This is a genomic window from Bradyrhizobium commune (genome assembly GCF_015624505.1).
Lineage (GTDB): Bacteria > Pseudomonadota > Alphaproteobacteria > Rhizobiales > Xanthobacteraceae > Bradyrhizobium > Bradyrhizobium commune.
Genome location: NZ_CP061379.1, coordinates 3,958,246 through 3,978,050, shown reverse-complemented (window position 1 = coordinate 3,978,050; position 19,805 = coordinate 3,958,246). Strand labels below are relative to the sequence as shown.

Annotated in this window: 15 protein-coding genes and 1 tRNA gene; 9 read left to right on the top strand and 7 right to left on the bottom strand. The window is 64.4% G+C overall.

Annotated features, from left to right (window positions below; translation table 11 throughout):
* Positions 1-6: 6 nt before the first annotated feature.
* Genes IC761_RS18725 through IC761_RS18715 form a run of 3 tightly spaced genes read right to left on the bottom strand, consistent with a single transcriptional unit; the run spans position 7 to position 2,935 of the window.
* Positions 7-1,365: a TRAP transporter large permease gene (locus tag IC761_RS18725; protein ID WP_195798133.1), complete on the bottom strand. Its 1,359-nt coding sequence runs from the start codon at positions 1,363-1,365 to the stop codon at positions 7-9.
* Positions 1,362-1,916: a TRAP transporter small permease gene (locus tag IC761_RS18720; protein WP_195798132.1), complete on the bottom strand. Its 555-nt coding sequence runs from the start codon at positions 1,914-1,916 to the stop codon at positions 1,362-1,364. The genes IC761_RS18725 and IC761_RS18720 overlap by 4 nt, the downstream gene beginning before the upstream one ends.
* Positions 1,913-2,935 carry a TRAP transporter substrate-binding protein gene (locus IC761_RS18715; RefSeq protein ID WP_195798131.1) on the bottom strand — a complete coding sequence of 341 codons (1,023 nt, stop codon included), beginning with the start codon at positions 2,933-2,935 and terminating at the stop codon, positions 1,913-1,915. The genes IC761_RS18720 and IC761_RS18715 overlap by 4 nt, the downstream gene beginning before the upstream one ends.
* 328 nt (positions 2,936-3,263) lie before the next feature.
* On the opposite strand from IC761_RS18715, the gene IC761_RS18710 reads away from it, so the two are divergent.
* Positions 3,264-3,503 (top strand): pentapeptide MXKDX repeat protein, encoded by a 240-nt coding sequence (locus tag IC761_RS18710; protein ID WP_195798130.1) that lies wholly within the window; start codon positions 3,264-3,266, stop codon positions 3,501-3,503.
* Positions 3,504-3,668: 165 nt separating this feature from the next.
* Here IC761_RS18710 and IC761_RS18705 read toward each other — a convergent pair whose 3' ends face one another.
* On the bottom strand, positions 3,669-4,016 hold the full coding sequence (locus IC761_RS18705; protein WP_195798129.1) for a DUF6481 family protein: 348 nt from the start codon (positions 4,014-4,016) through the stop codon (positions 3,669-3,671).
* A 266-nt stretch (positions 4,017-4,282) separates the two neighbouring features.
* On the opposite strand from IC761_RS18705, the gene IC761_RS18700 reads away from it, so the two are divergent.
* From IC761_RS18700 to IC761_RS18690, 3 genes are all read left to right on the top strand, one after another.
* Positions 4,283-4,519, top strand: coding sequence for a hypothetical protein (locus tag IC761_RS18700; protein ID WP_195798128.1), 237 nt, complete (start codon positions 4,283-4,285; stop codon positions 4,517-4,519).
* Between the two features lie 62 nt (positions 4,520-4,581).
* Positions 4,582-4,800, top strand: coding sequence for a hypothetical protein (locus IC761_RS18695; protein WP_195798127.1), 219 nt, complete (start codon positions 4,582-4,584; stop codon positions 4,798-4,800).
* A 273-nt stretch (positions 4,801-5,073) separates the two neighbouring features.
* Positions 5,074-5,847: a single stranded DNA-binding domain-containing protein gene (locus IC761_RS18690; RefSeq protein WP_195798126.1), complete on the top strand. Its 774-nt coding sequence runs from the start codon at positions 5,074-5,076 to the stop codon at positions 5,845-5,847.
* A 381-nt stretch (positions 5,848-6,228) separates the two neighbouring features.
* Here the strand turns inward: IC761_RS18690 and IC761_RS18685 are convergent, their stop codons facing one another.
* A complete protein-coding gene (locus IC761_RS18685) occupies positions 6,229-6,408 on the bottom strand; it encodes a hypothetical protein (protein WP_195798125.1) in 180 nt (59 codons plus the stop codon).
* Between the two features lie 566 nt (positions 6,409-6,974).
* Here IC761_RS18685 and IC761_RS18680 point away from each other — a divergent pair.
* Positions 6,975-7,115, top strand: a complete 141-nt coding sequence (locus tag IC761_RS18680; RefSeq protein WP_195798124.1) for a hypothetical protein — start codon at positions 6,975-6,977, stop codon at positions 7,113-7,115.
* 539 nt (positions 7,116-7,654) lie between these two features.
* Here the strand turns inward: IC761_RS18680 and IC761_RS18675 are convergent.
* Positions 7,655-9,124, bottom strand: a complete 1,470-nt coding sequence (locus tag IC761_RS18675; RefSeq protein WP_195798123.1) for a hypothetical protein — start codon at positions 9,122-9,124, stop codon at positions 7,655-7,657.
* A gap of 183 nt (positions 9,125-9,307) precedes the next feature.
* Positions 9,308-9,384: transfer RNA gene (locus IC761_RS18670), tRNA-Arg, on the bottom strand.
* Between the two features lie 405 nt (positions 9,385-9,789).
* Between IC761_RS18670 and IC761_RS18665 the strand changes: the two genes are divergently transcribed.
* From IC761_RS18665 to IC761_RS18650, 4 genes are read left to right on the top strand one after another with little or no spacing between them, the layout of a single operon-like run.
* Positions 9,790-15,006: an alpha-2-macroglobulin family protein gene (locus IC761_RS18665; RefSeq protein ID WP_195798122.1), complete on the top strand. Its 5,217-nt coding sequence runs from the start codon at positions 9,790-9,792 to the stop codon at positions 15,004-15,006.
* A gap of 8 nt (positions 15,007-15,014) precedes the next feature.
* Positions 15,015-17,120: a penicillin-binding protein 1C gene (gene pbpC, locus IC761_RS18660; RefSeq protein ID WP_195798121.1), complete on the top strand. Its 2,106-nt coding sequence runs from the start codon at positions 15,015-15,017 to the stop codon at positions 17,118-17,120.
* Between the two features lie 50 nt (positions 17,121-17,170).
* On the top strand, positions 17,171-18,913 hold the full coding sequence (locus IC761_RS18655; protein WP_195798120.1) for an ArnT family glycosyltransferase: 1,743 nt from the start codon (positions 17,171-17,173) through the stop codon (positions 18,911-18,913).
* Between the two features lies 1 nt (position 18,914).
* Positions 18,915-19,760, top strand: coding sequence for a phosphatase PAP2 family protein (locus tag IC761_RS18650; RefSeq protein WP_195798119.1), 846 nt, complete (start codon positions 18,915-18,917; stop codon positions 19,758-19,760).
* Positions 19,761-19,805 lie beyond the last annotated feature (45 nt).

Sequence of the window (19,805 nt, the reverse complement as noted above, 5' to 3'; positions counted from 1 at the left end):
CTGCCGCTACCTGCTCCCGTCCGGCCCCATCACCAGGTCCGGCAGCCAGGTCGAGATCTCCGGCACGAGGCAGAGCAGCAGCACGGCGCCCATCATCAGCAGCACGAAGGGCAGCGTGCCCCAGATCACATCGCTCAAGGGGATGTCGGGCGCGACGTTGCGGATGACGAAGATATTCAATCCCACCGGTGGATGGATCAGCCCCATCTCCATCACGATGGTCATGACCACGCCGAACCAGATGATGTCGAAATTCGCCGCGCGTAAGGGCGGCAGGATGATCGGTGCGGTCATCAGGATGATCGAGACCGGCGGCAGGAAGAAGCCGAGCACGACCACCATGACGAGGATCGCGAACAACAGGCCCCAGCGCGGCAGGTGCATCGCCACGACGGATTCGGCGGCCGATTGCGAGATGTGGAGATAGCTCATCACATAAGAATAGAGCAGCGACATGCCGATGATCATCATCAGCATGGTCGATTCCCGGATCGTCGACGTCATGATCGGGCCGAGATCGCCGGGCCGCCAGACGCCGTAGATGGCCGCGATCAGCGCCAGCGCCAAAAGGCCGCCGAGGCCGGCGGTCTCCGACGGCGTGGCATAGCCGCCATAGAGTGCGGCCATCACGCCGGTGAGCAGCAGGACGAACGGGAGCACGCGCGGCAGCACGCTGAAGCGCTCGGCGAGCGTATATTCGTCGCGGGCGAGGATGGCGGCTTCGGGGCCGCCGTTGTTGTAGGCCGCTTCAGCCGCCGCATATTCCTGGCGGAAACGGATCACGGCGTAACCGCCAAACAGCGTGACCAGCAGCAGTCCGGGTCCGATGCCGGCGAGGAACAGCCGGCCCAGCGATTTCTCAGCGGCCACCGCAAACAGGATCATGGTGATCGAGGGCGGCAGCAGAATGCCGAGGGTGCCGCCGGCGGCGATGATGCCGGCGGCGAAACCGCCGGAATAGCCGCGCTTGCGCATCTCGGGGATGCCGGCCGAGCCGATCGCCGAGCAGGTGGCGGGCGAGGAGCCGGCCATCGCCGCAAACAGCGCGCAGGCGAACACGTTGGCAACGCCGAGGCCTCCCGGCACGCGGTGCAGCCAGGCATGCAGTGCGGAATAGAGATCCTGGCCGGCGCGCGACTTGCCGATCGCCGCGCCCTTCAGGATGAAGAGCGGGATCGACAACAGCGTGATCGAGGCCATCTCCTCGTAGACGTTCTGCGTCACCGTATCGAGGGAAGCTGCGGGCATGTAGATGCCCATGAACACGACCGCGACCGCGCCGAGCGCGAACGCAATGGGCATGCCCGAGAACATCACGAGCAGCGTGGCAAGCCCGTAGGACAATCCAATGCCGAACACGCTCATGGCCGCCGGCCTCCCGCGAGCGGCAGCGCCAGTTGCACAAGGATCTGGAGACAAAGCAGGCTCATTCCGAGCGCCATCAGCGAATACGGAATCGCGAGCGGCGGCGACCACATCGAGTTCGAGACCTGGCCGTCGGCGTAAGCCTCATGTGCCAGCGTCCAGGATTTCCAGGTGAAGAAGCCGCAGAACAGAAGCGTCGCGACATCGACCAGCCAGAGCCGGATCTTGTTGGCGAGCGGCGACAACAGGCCGACGAAGGCCTCGATGCCGATATGGCCGCGGTTCTGCTGCACATAGGCCGCCGTCATGAAGGTGGCGCCGACCAGCAGGAACACGGCGGCCTCGTCCTGCCAGTAGTTGGCGGCCTTGAACAGAGCGCGGCTGATCACGCTGTAGCTCAGCACGGCGCAGGCCGCGACCAGTGCAAGCGCGGCGAGCGCGACGATGATGCGGTTGAGGATGGTGAGGCCGCGATCGAGCGCCACCGCAAGGCTCTTGCTTGCGGCAGCGTTCGCGAGGCCGTCACGATCCGGCAGCGGACCGTGCATCATGCTGCGACGTCGGAGGCGAGCCTGAGCAGGTTCGCTGCCGTCGCGGTCTTGGCGCCATAGTCCTTCCAGGCGGTGTCGCGGGCGATGTCGCGCCACTTGCCGACGGTCGCGGCATCGAGCGCCGAGACCTTGGCGCCGGCTTTCTCATAGACCTTGGCGACCTCGATGTCGTCGTCCTGCGCGCCCTTGCGGCCGAAGGCCTCGAGTTCCTCGCCGACCGCAAGCAGCACGTCCTGCTGAGCCTTCGGCAGCTTGTCGAAGATCGCCTTCGACATCATCAGCGGCTCGAGCATGAACCAGTAGGAGGCACCGGCACCGGAGGTCAGCGATTTCGCGACCTCTTCGAGGCGGAACGAGATCAGGCTGGTCGAGGAGGTGATGCCGGCATCGCAGGCGCCGGTCTGCATCGCCGCGTAGATCTCGTTCGACGGCACCGACAGCACCGAGGCGCCGGCGGTCTGCAGCACCATGTCCATTTCGCGCGATCCGCCGCGCACCTTCAGGCCCTTGGCATCTTCCGGGGCGACGATCGCCTTGGAGCGGCTGGCGACGCCGCCGGCCTGCCAGACCCAGCTCAACAGGATGATGCCCTTGTCGGCAAGGAAGTCGGACAGCGCCTTGCCGACCGGCTCCTTCTTCCAGCGCATGCCCTGGTCGTAGGTGGTGACGAGGCCCGGCATCAGGCCGATATTGGTTTCCGGCAATTCGCCGCCGGCATAGGGCATCGGATAGAGCGAGATGTCGAGCGCGCCCTTGCGCATCGCCGAGAACTGCGCGTTGGTCTTGATCAGCGAGGAGTTCGGATAGATCTCGGCGGCGATATCGCCATTGCTGCGCTTGCTGACTTCGGCGGCGAACATGCGGCAGAGCCGGTCGCGGAAATCGCCCTTGTCGATGGTGCCGCCCGGGAATTGGTGGGAGATTTTCAGCGTGGTTGCGGCATGCGCGGTGCCGATGCCGAAGCGGAGAATGGCGGGTGCCGCGACGGCGGTCGCGAGCAGATGGCGGCGGGTAAGCATGACGTGATCCCCTTGGACTGTTTCTTGTTGGCACGATCGGGTTTTGAGGCCGGCCTCCGGGCCCATCCTAGCCGGTCTCTCGCCCGATATTCTCTAGTCTGATAGTTCGAGATCGAAGGCGGGGCTGCAAGCCGCGACAATTGCTGCGCCGCAAACCCGCCCTTGACCGGTTCCGGGCGTTAACGCTGCCGGCGGGCGACAATGGGGCAGGGGCCGGCCGCTCGCGAAAAAATCCGCAGGCCCGAGTGTAACAAGCCGGCGCGTCGATCCGTCGAGCATAGGTAGCGGCATCCGTCGCTGGCCATTTCAACTCGAAGGAAGATGAACCATGACCACTCGCTCCCGCATCGTGCTCGGCCTCTCGGCTGCCGCTCTCTCCCTCAGCCTGGCGTTCGCGCCGGCCGCGTTTGCCCAGGACAAGATGGGCAAGGATGACGGCATGAAGAAGGACACGATGGCCAAGGACGGCATGAAGAAGGATACCATGTCCAAGGACGACGGCATGAAGAAGGACGACCACATGTCGAAGGACGGCATGAAGAAAGACGACGGAATGAAGAAGAACTGATCTCGCGCCGTCATGCCGGGCGTCTCGACGAGGCGCGCCGGCATTCTAGATTTTCGGTTTCGGCCTGGGGCCAGTCGTCGTGCCTATGCCTGGGCGAGGACTGGCTAGCCGTGCCGTGAAGATTGGCCTGGAGCGCGCGCGCTTCAGGTCAAATTTTATTGAACGTTACTTCCGCTTGGCCTTGCGAGCGGCGTAACGGGCGTCGCGCTTGGCCTTCTGCTCGGCCTCGAGTGCCGCCGCCTTTTCGGCGGCATCCTCAGCCTCGCGCGCGATCCGTGCGGCTTCGAGCGCTGCGGCTTCTTCGTCGCGGCGCTTTTGCTCGGCCTTTTCCACCTCGCGCACAGCCTTTGCCTCGGCGCGCTTGGCCGCGAGCGCTTCACGCTCGGCGCGCTTCGCCGCGACAGCAGGATCGTCAGGTCCCGGCTGCGACTTGAATTTGTTCAAAAGATTTTTGCGCGCGTCCTGCGCCGCTTTTTGCCGGTCTGCGAAGCCGGGTTCCCTGAATCCACTCATGGACGAGCCTTGTCTTCCTCGCTTTCAGTCTTACATCACTACGTATTGGTACGTCGGCTGGGCATAGCAGGCGCCACGCGACGCAGAAGCGTGTACATCGCGGCGCGTCGCAACGCCACCCATAATCGCAGCCGATCAGGTCAACGAAAATCGCCGAACCAGCCGATCCTTCGTAGCCCGGAAAAACTGCCGAATTGTGATGTCCTTCATAAGGGCGCAACGAGGCGGCGCCTAGCGTCCGCCCCGATACGAGACGGAGCACGGGCATGTCCATTTTCCAGCTGAGCCTGAAGGCCCTGGCAATCACGGTTGCCGCAGCCATGGTGGCGGGCGCCGTGCTGCTGCTCGCCCGTCCGCAGCCGATCGAGAGCACCGTCCTGGGGGCTGCCTGGGAGTGCACGCAGACCGCATTCGTGCTGACCACCTGCGCGCCGCGCGTGCAGGAGGCGATTCCAGCGGTCGAAACCTCGCGCAAGGACGCGCTGAGAGCCACCCGCGGCTGACCAGGATGTGACGCGACGTCGCAGAGGTGATAAAGCCGCCTCTCGAAAGCGACAGGGTTGTCATGTCCGAGCCCGAATCCAAGCCCGAACCGGCGGCAAAGCTCCCGACAAAACCACAATCAGGCGACAACCGCCGCGGCGCCATCGCCGGATTGATCATTGCCGCTGTCATTCTCGCGGTCGGCCTGTGGCTGGCCCGCGACCTCACCGCCGCCAGCAAGATGCAGGATTGCCTGATGTCGGGGCGCAGCAACTGCAATGTGATCGAGCCGGCCCGCTAGAGCATGATCCGGAAAAGTCTGCGGCGGTTTTCCGGAAAGATCATGCTCAAACAACAACCTGAAGCGCGATGACGGTTCGTCCCGATCTCATCGCGCTTTAGAGACATTCCAGCGAACGGCCGGACGAAAAATTGCCGTGATCTTAATCATTTGTAACGGGACATAGCCGGTCCGGCAGGTCAGCTATGATGGCCGGCATCAGCCAGGTGCGATCCGAATCGTCTATCGCGCGTGGACCACGGCAATCGAGACAGCAGGGGGGGTAAGGCACCTATGAGTGCGTCCAGCCGCATGAAGATCATCATTCCCATGGTTTCGGCCATGTCATTGCTGGCGTTATCAGCGCAAGCGCAGGACGCAGGCCCGCCAAAGGGCGCCGGCCAGCCGCCGGGGCAGGGCGCAGGCAGCCCACCCCAGAACAACCAGAACATGCGCAAGGGCCCACCGCCACAGCAGGCGGCGCGTCCCGCGCCGCCGCAGGGCGGTCAGGCACAGATGGCTCCCCATCCGCACGGGGCCGGCGGTCCGCCGCCTGGACGCTACATGGCGCGCGGCCCCGCGCCGGCGCGCGACTGGGGCGGCCACGCCTATCGCGGCAACCTCGCCTGGGACGGCGGGCGCTGGCGCCACGAGGTCCATAACGGCCGCTCGGGCTGGTGGTGGGACGTCGGCGGGGTCTGGTATTATTACCCGCAGCGGATGGATGGTCCGCCTGTCTACATCTCCGAGGAATATTACGACGACGTGCCGGTGGCCTATGCGCCGCCGGGACCGCCAGTCGCCTATGAACCGCCGCCGCCTCCACCGCCGCCCGCTGACCCCGGCGCGAGCGCGCTTGGCGGCGCCATCGTCGGCGGCGTGCTCGGCGGTCTGATTTCCGGCAATGCGTCGGGTGCAGCCGCAGGCGCCGTGATCGGCGGCGCCACCGGTGCGATCGCAGGCGCCACCGCCGCGTCGCGTCCGGGCTACTATTTCGCTCAAGGCAATTGCTACTACCGCTATCCGAGCGGTCAATATGTGCAGGCCGATCCGCGCGCGTGCTACTGAGCGATTAGTATAATCCGAATCGTGCGATCTGAGTGAAATGAGGCGGGCATGGTGCCCGCCTCATTTGTTTCTATGTATCAAAAACTCCGTGTTTTCCCGGCTGAATCGTTGCGGCGACGCACAACAAGTGCCTGAAATTTCCGCTGGCATTCGCTGCCACTTCACGCGATTGATCAAAGAAAAAATCAGAACATGAGTCGCGGGGACAGAAACATGCTGGATGCAATCCAGATCAGCTTGGCGTTATGGGCCATGATCGTTTGCGGGGGGATCAAGGCGGTGCAATTCATGCACTTCCTGTTCTAGCGCGCGATCCAAAAAAGATCTGCGTAGCGGTCTTCCGAATCGCAAGGCGCGCGCGACTTTGCGATGCTGTTGCGCCTATGAGACGACCCAGTTCAGGAAGGCAATCGCTGCCCAGACCAGGCCGCAGATCCAGGCCGTCATCACGACGGCAATGGTTGCGAGAAAAGCGAGGCCGTGCGGGTCGGACTTGAGGTCGGCCTTGCGTGGCGACGCTACTGCGTCGATCTGTGTTGCGGCTTCGGCTTCTTGGATCATGACGGCCATCCAGCATCGTGTTCGGGGGAAGCATGAACGGCTGTTTAGCTGAACGGTCGCGTCGCCAGTGTGATGCACTTCACAGAGGGACCCACGTGACATCCGGCTCACAGTTTCGTGCGTGAGGCGTTCGAGTGGCCGGGGCCCATCGCAACCGGTAACGGGTCCAGGCTCGATGACGGGCCGCTGAGCCCATCTTGAAGGAAATGAGGAAAATACGAAGACCGGCAATGCGCTCGTCTGCCGTGATTTCGGGACGGTAACATGCTGCGGAATCGCTGGAATCGGTGAGACTTTCGTCTTCCGCAATCATACGGACGAAATTGCCACGCACTTGTCTTGATCGACCGGTTAGAGTCGATCGTATGTGTACGAAGTACGATCCACAGCACGAGGCCGAGGCGGCGATGAAGCGCGCGGCAGCGTCCGAAGGTGCCGACCGACAAAGACTCATCGAACTCGCCATAGCCTGGCATCAGCTCGCCCGCGATCGTCGCGAGGACGAGCGGGACTGATCATTTTCCGGCGCTCGTTTCTCCGCCTTCATCGAATACGATTATGTCGACATGGGCACGCGCGACGTCATCTTGACCGATGCGAGGGCTCCGGTGACTTTCACCACGCAATCGATCCGCGAGCGCAAGGATGTCGTGAAGGTCGGGCTGAACGATCGCTTCAACCTGGCCCAACCCGTCGTCGCAAGGTAGTGACGGTCGGGGGTCGGGCAGGTGCGATCGACGCCGGGTTAGCGGACCATGTCGGGAAGGTCGGGGATCTTGATTTCGGTCCGCGGCGGTTCGACGGTCCTGTAGTCGAAGCATTTATGACCGGGGACCGGCAACGTGACCGTAGTCCGGAAGCGCTGCGCCAGTCGTTCACACTCATTCTCCGATGCAATTCCCGGAACGGTGATCGTCTGAGTTACCGAGATTGCGATCACCAACACCCACGCAGTCATTCCAAATTACCTCACAGAAACGCGAGCGTATACTAGTGCACACAACTAATCCGAGCAAGTCGGTGCGATGGACTTGGTTAAGCCCGGTCATTGGGCACTTGCCGTATTAACGGCGGCCATGGTTGCCGGCTTCTATCCGGTGACCCGAACTAAGCTGGTGCTTATCGCCCCGTTCTGGCTTGCGTCCCTCGACTGGATGCATTCTGGCCTCGCGTCGAGGGCACTAATCGAGATGTCTGCCAGGGCAGTCGCCGTTTCGTCTTCTCGCCTTGGAGTTGCGGGCAGTGGTTAGATCAGTTGCTCCACCGTCTTGGCGATCTTGGTGCGACGGGCAATCTCACTTTGTATATTGGCGGGCTTCTCAATGAATCGTACAAAAGCTGTCACCGCGTCTTCCAGGGAATTGGCCGCGGTGAACTCCGGGACCTTCTTCGCCTGTTGCACGACGATCCCGATGTTCGTCTCGGGATCAGCGAGCTGTTCGATGGTGAAACCTGTGCCCAATCCGCCGCGACTATTCAGCAGGAACAGTCCGACGGCGTTTTCGGCGGGGGTATTCAATCTCATATTCGGATCAAGATTCGATTCAGCGATGGCGTTCGCGACTGCTGCGATCTGCTGATTGCGGCCGAAACCGGCATCCCCGAATTTCGCTGCGATCAGTTTTGCCATGCGAAGCTTCTCCGGGGGGAGCGCGCTCGGAAGGAGTGAGGGCCCATTGTCCTGGGGTTTGGCTGTAAGATCGCGCATCATTTGCACCCGCTGCGCAGCGTAGTTCGGATCCGTCAGGAACTGGCCGAGAGAAACTGAGAGCCCATGCTGCTCGAGCCACCTTGTTGCCTTGGCCTGATTGTCGAGCCTGGTTGAGGCAGCGGAGCCCGTCCCCAATACCGCTTGCAAAATCGCATCGACGAATTTCTCTTCATTCTGCCTGTTGATCTCCGCCCGCGCCTGGTCTGACGAACTTGCCTGAGGCGAAAAGTGCGCAACGAGATCGGTCAGGCTTTTCCTTGCAAGTCCGGTCGATGCCACGAGCGCGATCAGGACGGCCACAAGGATCAGCTTGATGGGGAGTTCAAACAGCCCGAACCACTTGGGCGATTCGATCTTGTCGGAGTCCTCGACGAGCACCACGTCGGACCTGTCCACGAACGGCTTCCAGTATTTGTCAACGAAATCCTTCTGGAAAAATTCACTGTGCCGGATCGGATGGAAGCGGTCGATCACGCCATTTTTTCTGATGCCGTATGTCCCGGTCGAATCGAAGCCCCATGTGGCGACGCGCGCCATCACGGGCCAGATATCGAGTGAACCGCAATCATTTACGAGGAGTCCCTTGCCCCGTTCGCGAGCTCTGTTCTGTGTCTGGTTACGGATCTTGGTCCAGTCTTGGCTGTCGGGAGCGACCGACCCGCAGAGCAGCAAGTCTCCAATAATGAGATAGGAGTTTTCCTGAAGGATGCGGGTCACGAGATAAGTGCCGAAGCTGTGCGCAATGATCGACATATGGCACTCGTTGGCGGGGTATTCCGCTCTGATTTCATTGAGCTGCTTCAGGACATTTTCGGCCTTGCGTCGCCGGCCAAGAACCGGGTTCAAGAAGCCAACTACGCCCACATAGCCGTAGCTCACTGGAACGACGTCCAACTTGCCCTTGATTGCCAGCCAGCCGGGGACGGTTCGCTGCCAGTGCGCCCTCGTGCGAATCCCGTGAACGAGAACGACAACGTCGGGCTTCTTTGCTGTGGGCTCGCTCACCAACGGATGTCCCCATCTCCGGCAGTGGCCGAATGACGTTTAACATTCTGCCGCGAGACAGGGGATCTTTGCTAGCTCTCGTTGCGGCCGCGCGCTCTGGTCTGGCGATCGATCATCAATGGATCTGGACAGTCGAGGAGCCCGCGCGATGATTCCAGTGAAGAATCAACGTGCCACAAGAGTTGGCGATCCCGGCAGGAATCGAACCTGCAACCCTCAGAGTAGAAATCTGATGCTCTATCCAGTTGAGCTACGGGACCGTCTTGGGCCGCCCCGGTTTGAGGGCTGGCCGTTCATCTACCATGCCAATATGAAAAATCTGGTGTTTCGCCAAGCCTGAACCGAACCGTTTTCCTCCTGAAAGCGACAAAGCGAAACGGTGGAGTGTCAGGGTGCCGGGTTGAGCGGCAGCGGACTGGACGATGGATCACATCGCCGGGAACGCTGATCAGCTTCCGGGACACGGTCGCCGGACGATTGGTCAGGTGTGGCTGCGCCTTCAGGACGGCGTGCGCGGCGATATCTCGATCGGTCTCCTCTGGGCTTGCCTTGTCATGGCGCATGCGACGTTTTGCACCTTTGGTTCCATCGCCATCAGTCCGTCACCTTTCCGAGCATTTCATGCTGCCCGCGGGCGTTCGTCCGCGATTTCCGGGAGTCCATTCATGATTGGTCTGGTTCGCGCCGTCACCATCTGCGCAACGCTTTGGCTTGCGCTGGTTTCCGGGCTGGTTTCAGCCCAAGCAGCCGACAAGGCCTTCAAGCGCGACGACCTTGCCGATTCCGCGATCAAGCTGGAGGCGCAGATCAAGGCGGAGGCAGGGCCCGTTGCCAAGACCGGCGTGACGCTGCGCACCGACGCGGACGCGGCTTTCAGGCGCAACGATTTCCGCAGCGGCCTGTCGATCCTCGGCCAGATTGCCGCGACCACGCCGGAGGACGCAGGCAACTGGCTGCGGCTGGCCAAAGTCATCTTCCAGATCACGCCGAAGAGCTCGAGCGAACAGACCTTCCTGCTGGAGCGCGCCTCGACCGCCGCCTACATCGCCTATCAGCGCGCCGGCAATCCGGGCGAGGAGGCCGACGCGCTTGCCGTGCTCGGCAAGTCGCTGGCCGAGCGCAAGCTGTGGCGGCCGGCGCTGGATGCGCTACGGCTGTCGCTCGACATGCGCGAGGTCGCCGACGTCCGCGGCAGTTACGAGAAGCTGCGCGACGAGCACGGCTTCCGGCTGCTCGACTATACCGTGGACTCGGATTCGGCGAGCCCGCGCGCCTGCTTCCAGTTCTCGGAGGAGCTCGCCAAGCGCACCGACTTCGCGCCGTACCTCGCGTTGGCAGGCCAAGACAAGCCGGCCCTGTCGGCCGAAGGCAAGCAGCTGTGCGTCGACGGGCTGAAGCATGGCGAGCGTTACAACATCAATCTGCGCGCCGGCCTGCCGTCCACGGTGAGGGAAGGCCTGCCCAAATCGGCCGAGTTCAACGTCTATGTGCGTGACCGCAAGCCGTTCGTGCGCTTCACCAGCCGCGCCTATGTGCTGCCGAGGACTGGCCAGCGCGGCATTCCCGTGGTCAGCGTCAATACGCCGGCGGTCACCGTCAATGTGTTCCGGATCGGCGATCGCAATCTGATCAATACGGTGGTCGACAGCGACTTCCAGAAGACATTGTCGAAATATCAGCTCGGTGATCTCGGCGATGAGCGCGGCGTCAAGGTCTGGTCCGGCGAGCTCGCGACCGCGATGACGCTGAACCAGGACGTCACCACCGCCTTCCCGGTCGAAGAGGCGCTCGGCGAGCTCCAGCCCGGCGTCTATGTGATGACCGCGGCGGCCAGGGGCCCGGGCTCCGACGACGACTACCAGCTTGCAACCCAATGGTTCATCGTCTCCGATCTCGGCGTCTCGGCCTATTCCGGCAACGACGGCATCCATGTGTTCGTCAATTCGCTGGCGTCGACCGATCCGGTCGGCAAAGCCGAGGTGCGGCTGGTCGCGCGCAACAACGAGATATTGGCGACCCGCAAGACCGACGATTCCGGTCATGTGCTGTTCGAGGCGGGCCTTGCGCGCGGCGAGGGCGGTCTGTCGCCGGCGATGCTGACAGTCACAAGCGAGAAGGCCGACTATGCCTTCCTCAGCCTCAAGACCTCGGCCTTCGACCTCAGCGACCGCGGCGTCGCGGGCCGCGTGGTGCCGTCTGGCGCTGACGCCTTCGTCTATGCCGAGCGCGGCGTCTACCGCTCCAGCGAGACCGTCTATCTCACCGCGCTCTTGCGCGACGGGCAGGGCAATGCCGTCACCGGCGGGCCGCTGACCCTGGTGATCGAGCGCCCCGACGGCGTCGAATTCCGCCGCGCCGTGCTGTCCGATCAGGGCGCCGGCGGACGTATGCTCGCTGTCCCCCTCAACTCGGCCGTCCCGACCGGTACCTGGCGGGTGCGCGCCTTTACCGATCCGAAGGGGTCTTCGGTTGGCGAGACCACCTTCATGGTCGAGGATTACGTTCCCGACAGAATCGAATTCGACTTGTCTGCCAAGGACAAGCTGATCAAAGCTAACGCTCCTGTGGAGCTTAAGGCCGACGGTCATTTCCTCTATGGCGCGCCGGCCTCCGGCCTCCAGCTCGAAGGCGACATGCTGATTGCGCCCGCTGCCGAGCGTCCGGGCTTTGCCGGCTACCAGTTTGGCGTTGACGACGAGCAGACCACGTCGAACGAGCGCACGCCGCTGGAGAACCTGCCCGAGGCCGACGCCAATGGCGTCGCGACCTTCCCGGTGACGCTGGAGAAGCAGCCGGCTTCGACCCGTCCGCAAGAAGCGCAAATCTTCGTCCGCATGGTCGAGACCGGCGGCCGCGCCGTCGAGCGCAAGCTGGTGCTGCCGGTCGCGCCCGCGACCGCCCTGATCGGCATCAAGCCGCTATTTGCTGACAAGAACGTCGCGGAAGGCGACAAGGCCGAGTTCGAAATCGTGTTCGTCTCGCCCGAGGGCAAGACCTTAGCCCGCGACGGCCTGCGCTACGAGCTCCTGAAGATGGAGTCGCGCTATCAATGGTATCGCCAGAACAATTACTGGGAGTACGAGCCGGTCAAGTCGACCTCGCGCGTCGCCGATGGTGACGTCACGATCGCGGCCGACAAGCCGTTGCGGATTTCGCTCGCGCCCCGGCCAGGCCGCTACCGGCTCGATGTGAAGTCGAACGACGCGGACGGCCCGGTGACTTCGGTGCAGTTCGACGTCGGCTGGTATTCCGACGGCAGCGCCGACACGCCGGACCTGCTGGAGACCTCGATCGACAAGCCGCAATATGCCTCCGGCGACACCATGACGGTGTCGGTCAACGTCCGCTCGGCCGGCAAGCTGACCGTCAACGTGCTCGGCGACAGGCTCCTGACCACGCAGACCATCGACGTCAAGGAAGGCACCGCGCAGGTCAAACTCGCGGTTGGCAAGGACTGGGGCACCGGTGCCTATGTGGTGGCGACGCTGCGCCGTCCGCTGGATGCGGCTGCGCAACGTATGCCCGGGCGTGCGATCGGGCTAAAGTGGTTCGGGATCGACAAGCAGACCCGCACGCTCCAGGTGAAGCTGACACCGCCGGCGCTGATCCGGCCGAATGCGACGCTGAAAATCCCGGTCAAGCTCGACGGGCTCAACCCGGGCGAAGACGCCAAGGTTGTCATCGCCGCGGTCGATGTCGGCATCCTCAATCTCACCAATTACAAGCCGCCGGCGCCCGACGATTATTATCTCGGACAGCGCCGCCTCAGCGCGGAGATCCGCGATCTCTACGGGCAGCTGATCGACGGCATGTCGGGCACGCGAGGCCAGATCAAATCCGGCGGCGACGCAGGAGCTGCCGAGCTTCAGGGCTCGCCGCCTGCGCAGAAGCCGCTCGCGCTCTATTCGGGCATCGTTACGGTCGGCGCCGACGGCAGCGCGGAAGTCAGCTTCGACATTCCGGAGTTCGCCGGCACCGCGCGCGTGATGGCGGTGGCGTGGACCGCGACCAAACTCGGCCGTGCCAACACCGATGTCGTGATCCGCGACCCCGTGGTGCTGACCACGACCCTGCCGCGCTTCCTGCTCAGTGGCGACCACGGCACGGTCAATCTGGAGATCGACAATGTCGAGGGACAGGCCGGCGACTACGTCATCAACGTCAAGACCGGCGGCCCGGTGAAGATGACCGGCAATCCCGCAACCACGGTCAAGCTCGCCGCCAAGCAGCGCAACTCGTTCTCGCTCGCGATCGATGCGACCGCGGCGGGACCGGCGACGCTCGACGTCGACATCAAGGGGCCGAACGGCCTTGCGCTGGCGCGCCACTATGCGCTCGACGTGAAGGCTGCGACACAGGTGCTGGCACGCCGCTCGATCCGGACGTTGGCGAAGGGCGAGAGCCTGACGCTGACCTCGGACATGTTCTCCGACCTCGTGCCGGGCACCGGCAGCGTCTCGATCTCGGCGAGCCTGTCGACTGCGCTCGATGCGGCGACCATCCTCAAAGCGCTCGACCGTTATCCCTATGGCTGCTCGGAGCAGATCACGAGCCGTGCCATGCCGCTGCTCTATGTCAACGACCTCGCGGCCGGCGCGCATCTGGCCATGGACACCGAAGTCGACCAGCGCATCCGCGACGCCATCGAGCGTCTCCTTGCGCGTCAGGGCTCGAACGGCTCGTTCGGCCTGTGGTCGGCCGGCGGCGACGATGCCTGGCTCGACGCCTATGTCACGGACTTCCTCACCCGCGCCCGGGAAAAGGGTTTTGCGGTGCCGGACGTTCTGTTCAAGAACGCGCTCGACCGTATCAGAAACTCCGTCGTCAACGGCAACGAGCCGGAGAAGGACGGCGGCCGTGATCTTGCATATGGCCTCTACGTGCTCGCCCGCAACGGCGCGGCACCGATCGGCGATCTCCGCTATCTCGCCGACACCAAGCTGAACAATCTGGCGACGCCGATCGCCAAATCTCAGCTCGCGGCCGCGCTCGCTCTGGTCGGCGACCGCAACCGCGCGGAACGGGTCTATGGCGCAGCGCTGGACTCGCTCGCGCCAAAGCCGGTGCTGGAGTTTGGCCGCACCGATTACGGCTCGCAGCTCCGCGATGCCGCGGCGCTGGTGTCGCTTGCGAGCGAAGGCAACGCGCCGAAGGCGACGCTGACGCAGGCGGTGTCGCGGGTCGAAGTCGCGCGCGGGCTCACGCCTTACACCTCCACACAGGAGAATGCGTGGCTGGTGCTGGCGGCGCGGGCGCTGGCGAAGGAGAACCTGTCCATCGATGTCGACGGCCAGCCGGTCAAGACGGCACTCTACCGCAGCTACAAGGCGGCGACGCTGGATGGCAAGCCGCTGAAGATCACCAACACCGGCGATGCGCCGGTGCAGGCGGTGGTCTCGGTGTCTGGCTCGCCGGTGACGCCGGAGCCGGCGGCGTCCGCCGGCTTCAAGATCGAGCGCAATTACTTCACGCTCGACGGCAAGCCAGCCGACATCAGCAAGGTCAAGCAGAACGACCGCTTTGCGGTGGTGCTGAAGATCACCGAGGCCAAGCCTGAGTTCGGCCACCTCATGGTGTCCGACTATCTGCCGGCGGGGCTGGAGATCGACAATCCGAACCTGGTGTCGTCGGGCGACAGCGGCAAGCTCGACTGGATCGAGGATGGCGAGGAGCCGGAGAACACTGAATTCCGCGACGATCGCTTCACCGCGGCCGTCGATCGCGCCGCGGACTCCAAGGCGGTGTTTACCGTCGCCTACGTCGTGCGCGCGGTTTCGCCCGGCAAATACGTGCTGCCGCAGGCCTATGTCGAGGACATGTACAATCCCTCGCGCTACGGCCGCACCGGCACGGGTAGTGTCGAGGTGCGGGCGGCGAAGTGAGCAGCAAGATGAGTGAGGCGAGCAAGGGCAGCGGCGGGGCAGGGCGCGGTGTTGGACGCATGCTTTCGGCCGCCGCCTTCACACTCATCCTCGCCATCACCGGCTTCGTCGGCTGGGTCTATTCGCTCGGTCCTCTCCCGCTCGACGAAGCGCGTCAGGTCTCCACCTCCGTCGTCGACCGCAACGGCAAGCTGCTGCGCGCCTACGCGATGGCGGACGGACGCTGGCGGCTGCCGGTCGAGACCAAAGCCAATGTCGATCCGACCTATCTGAAACTGCTGCTCGCCTATGAGGACCGGCGCTTCTATGCCCATGACGGCATCGATCCGCTGGCGCTCGGACGCGCCGCGCTGCAGCTCACAACAAGGGGCCACATCGTCTCCGGCGGCTCGACCATCACCATGCAGCTGGCGCGGTTGATGGAGCCGCGGCGGCAGCGCTCGCTCTATGCAAAGCTGCGGCAGATCGTGCGCGCGATCGAGATCGAGCGAACGCTGAGCAAGGACCAGATCCTCGATCTCTATCTCGCGCTCGCGCCTTACGGCGGCAATCTCGAAGGCATCCGCTCAGCCTCCATCGCCTATCTCGGCAAGGAGCCGAAGCGGTTGTCGCTGGCCGAAGCCGCGCTGCTGGTCGCGCTGCCGCAATCGCCGGAGACGCGCCGGCTCGACCGCTATCCCGAGGCCGCCCGCATCGCGCGCGACCGCGTGCTCGACCGCATGGTCGAGGAGCAGGCGGTCAGCGCTGAGGACGCCAAGCAGGCCAAGGCCGTGGCGGTGCCGAGACTGCGCAAGCCGATGCCGATCCTGGCGCCGCACGCCTCCGACAGCGCGCTTGCGACCGTCAAGGACGTGCCGGTCATCAAGCTGACGCTGGATGCGAACTTGCAGAAGGTGCTGGAGCCCTTGGCGCGCGACCGCGCCATCGCGCTCGGCCCGAATATCTCGGTCGGCATCATCGTGGTCGACAATGACAGCGGTGACGTGCTCGCGCGCGTCGGCTCCGCCGACTATTTCGACGAGAGCCGGGCCGGGCAGGTCGACATGACCCGTGCCATCCGCTCGCCGGGCTCGACGCTGAAGCCGTTCATCTATGGGCTCGCTTTCGAGGACGGGTTTGTCCATCCGGACAGTTTGATCGACGACCGTCCCGTCCGCTTCGGCTCCTACGCGCCGGAAAATTTCGACATGACGTTTCAGGGCACGGTGCGGGTCAAGAAGGCGCTGCAATTGTCGCTGAACGTGCCGGCCATCGTGCTGCTCGATCGCGTCGGCGCGAGCCGGCTCTCGTCGCGACTGCGGCAGGCCGGCGGCAATCTCATCTTGCCGAAAGACGAGGCGCCTGGGCTCGCCATGGGCCTCGGCGGCGTCGGCGTGACGCTCCAGGATCTCGCCCAGCTCTATGCGGGTTTCGCCCGGCTCGGGACCACCAAGCAGCTGCGCGAGATCATAGCGGCCACAGACAACCGCGAGCCGATGCGGCTGCTCGATCCCGTTGCGGCCTGGCAGGTCGGCAATGTGCTGCTCGGAACACCGCCGCCCGAGAACGCCGCGCACAACCGCATCGCTTTCAAGACCGGCACGTCCTACGGCTACCGCGATGCCTGGTCGGTCGGCTTCGACGGCCGCATGACCATCGGCGTCTGGGTCGGCCGGCCCGACGGCGCACCGGTTCCCGGCCTGATCGGCCGTGTCGCCGCCGCGCCGATCCTGTTTGACGCGTTCGCCCGCACCGGCAAGATGCCGGCTCCGCTGCCGAAGCCGCCGAAGGGAACCTTGATGGCCAGCAACGCCAAGCTGCCGCTGCCGCTAAAGCGGTTCCGCCCGGTCGGGGAACTGGTCCGAACCGGTAGCGAGCAGGCCCTGCACATCCAGTTCCCCCTCAACGGGTCCCGGATCGACGTGGATCGTTCCAATGGGCCGGAGGCCGCCGCCATGCCGGTGAAGGTCGCCGGCGGGGTCCTCCCGATGACTGTCATGGTCAACGGGTTGGCGCTCGGCGAGATCGACGGCCGGCGCCAGCGGCTGATCGATCCACCCGGTCCGGGCTTTGCACGGCTCACCGTGATCGATGCCACGGGCGCCGCGGACACAGTTGTCATTCGAATTCAATGACCCTGCCTTAAGCGGTTGTGGCGATGGCGGTTTCAGCGTAAGCGGAACCAATGGCCGAGACCTATCCAAGCCCTCGTTTTGGCGCGCCGCGTGAACCGAAATTGCCTGTGAATCCGGGCAGCCGGCTCGTGCTGATGCTCGACTTCGTCACCGCCAGCCACGCCCGCGCCGTGAGCTTCCTGGTGCTGTGCGCGCTGCTGATCTTCCTGCCGGGCTTCTTCACCATTCCGCCGGTCGACCGTGACGAGGCGCGCTTTGCGCAGGCGACCAAGCAGATGGTCGAGAGTGGCGACTATGTCGACATCCGCTTCCAGGAGGATGTCCGCTACAAGAAGCCGGTCGGCATCTATTGGTTGCAATCTGTGGCAGTTGAAGCCGCAACGGCACTCAAGCTGCCGAAGGCCGAGTTGAGGATCTGGGTCTATCGGTTGCCGTCGCTGATCGGGGCGATCGGCGCGGTGCTGATGACCTATTGGGCGGCGCTCGGCTTCGTCACGCGGCGCGCCGCGGTGCTCGCCGCGCTCCTGATGTGCGCTTCCGTGCTGCTCGGCGTCGAGGCGCGGCTGGCGAAAACCGACGCGATGCTGCTGTTCACCGTGGTCGCTGCGATGGGGGCGATGTCGCGCGCCTATCTGTCCTGGCAGCGCGCCGAGGACGAGACCCATCCGCCCTGGAGCTGGCCCGCGATCTTCTGGACCGCGCTGGCCGTCGGCATCCTGATCAAGGGGCCGCTGATCCTGATGTTTGCAGGGCTCACCGTGATCGCGCTCGCGATCCAGGACCGCGACGCCTCCTGGCTGTGGCGGCTGCGCCCGGTCTGGGGCCTGATGTGGATGCTGGTGCTGGTGCTGCCCTGGTTCATCGCGATCTTCTGGCGCGCGGGCGATGCCTTCTTTGCGGACTCCGTCGGCGGCGACATGCTGAGCAAGATCGGCGCTCAGGAATCCCATGGCGCGCCGCCCGGTGTTTACCTCGCGTTGTTCTGGATCACGTTCTGGCCGGGAGCGCCACTTGCGGCGATGGCGGCGCCGGCGGTGTGGCGGGCGCGGCGGGAGCCCGGCGCGCAGTTTCTGCTGGCCTGGCTGATCCCGTCCTGGATCGTGTTCGAGGCCGTTCTGACCAAGCTGCCGCATTACGTGCTGCCGCTCTATCCCGCGATTGCGATCCTCACCGCCGGGGCGGTGGAGCGGCGTGTGCTGTCGCGCTCCTGGTTGATGCGCGGCTCGGCCTGGTGGTTTGCGATCCCTGCGGCCGCCTCGATCATCGCGGTGGTCGGCGCGGTGATGCTGACCCGGCAGCCGGCCTTCGTGGCCTGGCCGTTCATCGCGGCCTCGCTGATCTTCGGCCTGTTCGCCTGGTGGCTGTTCGACACCAACCGCGCCGAGCGCTCGGTGCTCAACGCGCTGGTCGCAGCCCTGATGCTGGCGGTCACGGTCTACGGCATCGTGCTGCCGTCGCTGACGCCGCTGTTTCCGAGCATCGAGATCGCGCGCGCCTTGCGCAACGTCACCTGCGTCGGGCCGAAGGCGGCGTCGGCCGGCTACGCCGAGCCGAGCCTTGTCTTCCTGACGGGCACCCAGACGCTGCTCACCGACGGCTCGGGTGCTGCGGATTTCCTCAGGCAGGGCAGCTGCCGCTTCGCGCTGATCGAGCAGCGCTCGGAGCGCAGCTTCGTGCAGCGTGCCGAGGCGATCGGGCTGCGTTATAAGGTCGGCGCGCGCATCGACGGCTATAATTTCTCGCAAGGACGCGCGATCTCGATCTCGATCTTCCGCTCCGAAGGCACCGAATAGGATGCCTGTTACGACCACCATCGCGCCGCACGCGAGCTACCCCGCGCAATTGCTCGCGCTGTCGTGGCGTTCGCTGGCGCAGCTCGTGCGCATGCCCTCGCATTCGCGCCGCGCTAATGCCGCACGAAAACTGGCACGGCATTCGCTGTGGCTTAGCATGGCGGGTGCGGCGGTCGTCATCGTGCTCATGGTTGCGTTCGATCAGACTGAGATCCAGCTGATGCCGGCGCGCGGCACGGCATGGCTGTGGCCGATCCGCATCCTCACTGATCTGGGCAAGGACGAGTATGTGCTTTCGGTGCTGGCGGCGGTGCTCGTCGTGATCGCGCTCGTTGCGGCCGGCCTGCATGGCACGCGCCGTGCGCTGCTGCTCGGCCTCGGCACCAGGCTGCAATATCTGTTTCTGTCTGTTGCCCTGTCGGTGTTCATCGCCGAAATCCTGAAGTTCATCATCGGGCGCGGCAGGCCGTTCGTCGGCGGCAAGGCCAATCCTTTCAACTTTGTCCCGTTCCAGGGATCGGAGGCCTATTTCAGCCTGCCGTCGGCGCACGCGGTCACGGCGTTCGCGCTGGCCTTTGCGGTCTCCGCGCTCTGGCCGCGGCTGCGCGCGGTCATGTTCACCTACGCGATTGTGATCCTGCTGACGCGGCTGGTGCTGCTCGCGCATCATCCGAGCGACGTCGTGGCCGGCGCCCTGGTCGGCATGATCGGCGCCATGGCGGTGCGCTACTGGTTTGCGGCCCGCAGGCTCGGCTTTGCGATCCGTGCCGACGGCACCATCGTGCCGCTTTCCGGGCCCCTTGGCGGACGCCTCAAAAGGGTTGCCCGCGGCCCGTCCGCCCCATAAAAGCGGCTGCTTGCGGGGCCGAGGGTTCCCCGAACCAGGCCCATC

What these genes read in the sequence shown, in the direction of transcription:
- IC761_RS18665 (WP_195798122.1), top strand. Translation starts at nt 9,790, where the DNA reads ATGATTGGTCTGGTTCGCGCCGTCACCATCTGCGCAACGCTTTGGCTT.
- IC761_RS18700 (WP_195798128.1), top strand. Translation starts at nt 4,283, where the DNA reads ATGTCCATTTTCCAGCTGAGCCTGAAGGCCCTGGCAATCACGGTTGCC.
- IC761_RS18715 (WP_195798131.1), bottom strand. Translation starts at nt 2,935, where the DNA reads ATGCTTACCCGCCGCCATCTGCTCGCGACCGCCGTCGCGGCACCCGCC.
- IC761_RS18725 (WP_195798133.1), bottom strand. Translation starts at nt 1,365, where the DNA reads ATGAGCGTGTTCGGCATTGGATTGTCCTACGGGCTTGCCACGCTGCTC.
- IC761_RS18720 (WP_195798132.1), bottom strand. Translation starts at nt 1,916, where the DNA reads ATGATGCACGGTCCGCTGCCGGATCGTGACGGCCTCGCGAACGCTGCC.
- pbpC (WP_195798121.1), top strand. Translation starts at nt 15,015, where the DNA reads ATGAGTGAGGCGAGCAAGGGCAGCGGCGGGGCAGGGCGCGGTGTTGGA.
- IC761_RS18685 (WP_195798125.1), bottom strand. Translation starts at nt 6,408, where the DNA reads ATGATCCAAGAAGCCGAAGCCGCAACACAGATCGACGCAGTAGCGTCG.
- IC761_RS18710 (WP_195798130.1), top strand. Translation starts at nt 3,264, where the DNA reads ATGACCACTCGCTCCCGCATCGTGCTCGGCCTCTCGGCTGCCGCTCTC.
- IC761_RS18680 (WP_195798124.1), top strand. Translation starts at nt 6,975, where the DNA reads ATGGGCACGCGCGACGTCATCTTGACCGATGCGAGGGCTCCGGTGACT.
- IC761_RS18655 (WP_195798120.1), top strand. Translation starts at nt 17,171, where the DNA reads ATGGCCGAGACCTATCCAAGCCCTCGTTTTGGCGCGCCGCGTGAACCG.
- IC761_RS18695 (WP_195798127.1), top strand. Translation starts at nt 4,582, where the DNA reads ATGTCCGAGCCCGAATCCAAGCCCGAACCGGCGGCAAAGCTCCCGACA.
- IC761_RS18690 (WP_195798126.1), top strand. Translation starts at nt 5,074, where the DNA reads ATGAGTGCGTCCAGCCGCATGAAGATCATCATTCCCATGGTTTCGGCC.
- IC761_RS18650 (WP_195798119.1), top strand. Translation starts at nt 18,915, where the DNA reads ATGCCTGTTACGACCACCATCGCGCCGCACGCGAGCTACCCCGCGCAA.
- IC761_RS18705 (WP_195798129.1), bottom strand. Translation starts at nt 4,016, where the DNA reads ATGAGTGGATTCAGGGAACCCGGCTTCGCAGACCGGCAAAAAGCGGCG.